Here is a 5,159-nt window from a genome sequence, read left to right as displayed (position 1 = left end):
GTGATTCATCAATTACACGATACTCCCCTTCAATGTACACAAGATAACGGAACCTTGTTTGGAGACGGTGTACATCATATGTTTCTTTATCTACAAAAACCGTCATATCAATACGTTCAATTTCAACCGTCTCCATAACATCATCTAAGTTGACACTTGAACGGTTGACAAGTCCCATTTGTTCGATATGAGTTTGAACAAGAGGCTTGTATTGTTCATCTGCACCACGAAAAGAAATTTCATACACATCAATCTTCTCTACTTCGACCTCTTCCGTTTCTTCATTTGACTCTTCCCCATCTTCACCTTCTGTTGATTCATCTTCCTGCTCTTGAAAAGGAGAAATAGCCGTTTCTTTCATTAGAAATTGATCCTGATATGGTTCAAACCATTCAAGCATTAATGAGGGATGCTCTAGCAGAGTATCCTGAAATTCCGTTCGATCATACTCTTCCCATTCAGCTTCTTGTTGATTTTGTCGAACTAACCATTCTGAATCATTTACGTAAGATTCCAATTGGAGAGCTTCGTTAAGGTTCAATAAATTCATTTCCATTGATCCGTAAAACTCAAGAGGCTCATATACCACTGCGCCATTCATTTGACCTCTAAAGGAATCTTGCTGAGCTCGTATTGTTTGATTACGTTGAAACTTCACTGTTTCTAATTGATCGGTTACTTCTATTGCTTGTTCATATATCTCTGAAGTAGGAGGATGATCATCACAGCCTACTAACAAAAAGGATATACTGAGTGCCATTACTAACCCTAAGCGTTTCATTGTATCTTCTCCTAGCATGTGGATTCACCACGTAATCGTCAAATTCGACTATTCTATTGTACAAATCGACGCTCTTCAACACAAGCTAAGATTCTTCTTAAATGTATTATGTTAATCTATTGCAACCATAATTAACCACTACTTTTGATAGAATATTAAGCGAGTTGTTACAGAACTGTAATCTCATAGTCTCATAATCTATGCTAGACTTAGCACTATGAAAAATATGTAGAAATAATATAATAATCTAAAAATTTAATAGAAATATACATAATGAAGAGAAATGGAGTGTTAGTAAAATATGAATAAGAAGCTAGTAGCTTTATGTATGAGCCTTGTCATGCTGATGACACTCATACCAGTAGAACAAGCATCTGCCTCGTCTACAGCAGATAAAATTGTAAGCACTGCAAAAGAATTCACAGGAACACCTTATCGATACGGGGGCACGACGCCAAGCGGTTTTGATTGCTCAGGATATATGCAATATGTATTTAATAAAGAAGGTATCAGCTTGCCACGAACAACCTCTCAACAGGCTCGTGTCGGTACATCTGTAAACAAGTCTCAATTACTAAAAGGTGACTTAGTCTTCTTTGACATTAACGGAAGCGGTATATCTCACGCTGGGATCTATATCGGAAACGACAACTTTATTCACGCGTCCTCTTCAAGAGGTGTATCAGTGGCCTCTGTTAATGACCCACACTACTGGAAAGACCGTTATCACAGTGCTCGTCGAGTGATCGAGCCAGAAGTTACCAAAGAAGCATTAGAGGAATTACCTGCAGGACAATATCATGATGTTCGTTCTAACTTTTGGGCCCGTACGGAAATTAAACGAGTAGGTGAACAAGGGTATATTACRGGATATGAAGGAAGTATTTTCAAGCCTAATAACGATGTAACACGCGCACAAGTTGCGATTATTTTATCTCGTACTCTTGATTTAAAACCAACCGGTAACACGGGTGACTTTAATGATGTGAATAAAAACTTCCACGCCTATGATGAAGTGATGGCTGTAGCAGATGCTGGTTTATTTAACGGCAATTCTTCTGGTAACTTTAGCCCGAATGAGCCGTTTACACGCGAACATTTAGCGGTTGTTTTCAGTCGTGCATTTGATCTACCAAATGCTGATCAAGAGACAGCATTTAAAGATGTTGATGCTTCACGTCAATCATATAGTTCTATTCAGCGTCTAGCTGCAAGTGGCATTACCACAGGTTATGAAGATCAAACATTCCGTCCGGGTAATACGACAACACGCGCACAATTAGCTGTATTCTTAGATAACGCTATTAATTAAATTACTTGAAGAGCGATGGACAATCAGTCCGTCGCTTTTTTGCATCTTAATTCTATCAATACCCGCTCTTTTGATAAATAAACCCCTTTATTTTTGTAAGTTAAGTTCCATATTCAGTAAGGCTCTTATATAATGAAACTAGCAGATTTTTTCACTTATTTACGAGAAAGTTGGTGAAGTGTTGAATAGCACTTTGAAGCACACTATTATTCTCTTTCTATTTTCATTCTTCTTCTTTCCTTCTATAGGATTAGCAGAAACTGAGCCCTATATTGTTACCTTTGAAGAGGAGGCAGATATTGAAACTCTTCGTGAATATGACCTTACGATCCTTGAGGAATTTTCATTGTTTCCTGGAGCGGTTATTGAAGCCGATTCCGAGGAATACTCACTCATTAAAGACCTCCCCATCATTCATGAAATTGAAAAGGATCAAACCTTTAAAGTAGAGGCAATGTCTACTGTAAATTGGGGGATTGATCATCTCTCTATTCCTAATGCTTGGGCTTCTGGTTACACCGGAAAGGATGTAAAGGTAGCCGTAATTGATAGTGGAATATCTCCTCACTCAGCACTTAAAGTCGTTAAAGGTAAATCAATGGTTGATTACACAACGTCTTACTCAGATGATAACGGGCATGGAACTCATAGTGCAGGTATCATCTCTGCAAAAACAAATAATCAAACAATCGGCGTTGCTCATGGAGTTCAACTATATGCCGTTAAAGCATTAGATCAAGAGGGAAATGGCCGCTTAATTGACACGATTCGCGGTATTGAGTGGGCAGTAGATGAGGGGGTTGAGTTGATTAACCTTAGCCTTGGCACGCTTCAACCTTCTACTGCTCTTAAAACAGCGGTTGATAGTGCATATGAAAAAGGGGTTCTCGTAGTAGCTGCAGCAGGCAATAAGAAACAGAATTTTTCAGAACCTAAGCCGGTCGAATTTCCTGCAAGATATGGCAGCGTCATCGCTGTATCAGCGATTGATTCACGGAATCGACTTGCTGAGTTTTCAGCAACCGGAAAAGAGATAGAGTTTGCCGCACCTGGGGTTTCTATCTACAGTACTCATTTAAACAACAGTTATCGTCATATGAACGGTACATCAATGGCTACACCATTTGTAACCGGAATTTTAGCCCTTTATAAAGAAGCGTATCCCGATAAAAAAGCAAGTGAAATTCGTTCACTCGCTCAGCAATCTRCCAAGTCATTGTCAGGGTCAAGTCGTAGTGAGCAATTTGGTTACGGCCTTATCCAACCGCCAACACTTAAAGCACCCGAAGGTCTAAATAGCACGGTGACAAAACGACATGATAACGGCTCTGCTTCAGTCTCTCTATCTTGGACTTACCCCGATAAAGACCGCATCAAGTCTTATCGGATTTATCGAGATGCTAAGCTTATAGCAACAGTTCCCACGTTGAAATTTGAAGAGCAACTAGAAGCAGGAACGTACGAGTATTTTGTTGCTGCTATTGACTCCAACGGAATCGAATCACCTAAGAGCAGTGTATCAACTCTTAAAATAGAAAGATTAGCTTCAGAACAAACATTCTATGAYGTAAAAAAAGACTTTTGGGCTTATCCGAATATTACGTTCTTAGCGTCTAAAAACATTATTACAGGCTATCGAGATGGTCGCTTCGAACCCAACGCCTCTGTAAGACGTGGACAGGCCGTGGCGATGGTTGCACGTGCCCTAGAATGGGAGTTTGAGCCAACCGATACTTCTTTCAAAGATGTGAAATCTGACTACTTTGCATCTGGAGCGATTCAAGAAGCTGTAGATAAAGGAATTATTAATGGCTTCTCAGATGGTACATTTCGCCCTAACGCTCCTATCTCTCGTGCGCAAATGGCAGCAATAGTCGGGAAGGCTTTCATGATTGAAGGTTCTTCTATTGCCGCATATCAAGACATCTCAGAAAACACTACTGGATACAGGCAAATTAACAGACTAACTGAAATGAAAATTATTAAGGGGTATGAAGGAGGTCTTTATAAACCTAATCAACCTTTAACAAGAGCTCAATTTAGTGTGATTCTCTCACGCATTCTCGACGAAGAGTTTCGACTCCCCTAAACAAAAAAAGCGAGAGCAACCATCCGTGGTCGCTCTCGCTTTGTTAGTAATTGTTTAATTAAAAAAGAGTATTCAACTCATTTTTAATATAATCTGATCTATTTTGGATAAAATTCACTCGCTCAGCATATTCTTGATCCCACTCTAGCTGATCTGCTGGGGAAAGCTCTGATTTAATAGCATCTTGCCATTCWTCTAGTAAGGATTGCTGCTGCGTTTCATCATATGTCGTTTCGAGATAAGACATATACATCTTTACAAAAGACTCGCGATGACCTTCATCCTCCATTAAGAGGTTAAAGATTCTAATTGCTAAAATATTTTGATACGCCTCATCATTTAACCATGCTTCTAAAACATCTTCTTCTGGATTAAATGACATATATGCTTGGTCATTTAACCACCTCCACCCTGTTTCAGGAGAGTTCCATAGACGGCTTTCACTCAAGTCTTTTTTTCCATAGTAAGCTTGATGGATCATAAAATGAAAGAAGTTGTCAACATCCAGTACTTCTTCAATCGGGTTGATTTGTGGTTCGTTGTCTAAGATAGAGATCAGTTGTTTTAGCGCTTGGCCCTCTCCATCAAGTAGAGTTCCATTTCCTTCAACGATTTCAATTTCCCTTTTATCACCTTCTACTATAGAAGCTAAGTAAGCTGAGTTGTAGCCAGCAGTTGATAAAAATAGACCCCATTTTTCTCCATTCATGTACACATTTACAGCTTCAATTGGGGAGGACTCTAATCCTTGAGAAGCTCCAGAGACATGATATAGAGCTCTACTTATCATGGATTCCTCTGACATCATTGTATTGTGATGAATAATGATTGGACGTTGATGAGACGGGTCATATGCTTGGAAAAGCACAAATTGGAATGAGGAGACCCCGTAATCTCGATCACTTAATAGCATAAGCGAAGGATATTCATAGTTTGTTTTATCTCTGTTATACACACGGATGCCTGCTGATTGGGAG

At 39.3% G+C, this 5,159-nt stretch carries 4 protein-coding genes; 2 read left to right on the top strand and 2 right to left on the bottom strand.

Going from position 1 to position 5,159, the window contains the following annotated elements; translation table 11 throughout:
* The coding region (locus AB685_RS26135) for a DUF6612 family protein (protein ID WP_047973517.1) at positions 1-781 on the bottom strand (781 nt) is incomplete at its 3' end.
* Between the two features lie 301 nt (positions 782-1,082).
* Here AB685_RS26135 and AB685_RS26130 point away from each other — a divergent pair.
* Entirely contained in the window at positions 1,083-2,093 is a 1,011-nt protein-coding gene (locus tag AB685_RS26130; protein WP_047973516.1) for a C40 family peptidase, read from the top strand.
* Positions 2,094-2,286: 193 nt separating this feature from the next.
* Positions 2,287-4,182, top strand: coding sequence for a S8 family serine peptidase (locus AB685_RS26125; protein WP_198530594.1), 1,896 nt, complete (start codon positions 2,287-2,289; stop codon positions 4,180-4,182).
* Positions 4,183-4,240: 58 nt separating this feature from the next.
* Here the strand turns inward: AB685_RS26125 and AB685_RS26120 are convergent.
* Positions 4,241-5,159, bottom strand: a 919-nt coding sequence (locus tag AB685_RS26120) for a CotH kinase family protein (protein WP_047973515.1), incomplete at its 5' end; no start/stop codon positions are given.

This window comes from Bacillus sp. LL01 (assembly GCF_001037965.1).
Note: the sequence above shows the minus strand (reverse complement) of the source record. Positions and strands in the feature narration are given on the sequence as shown.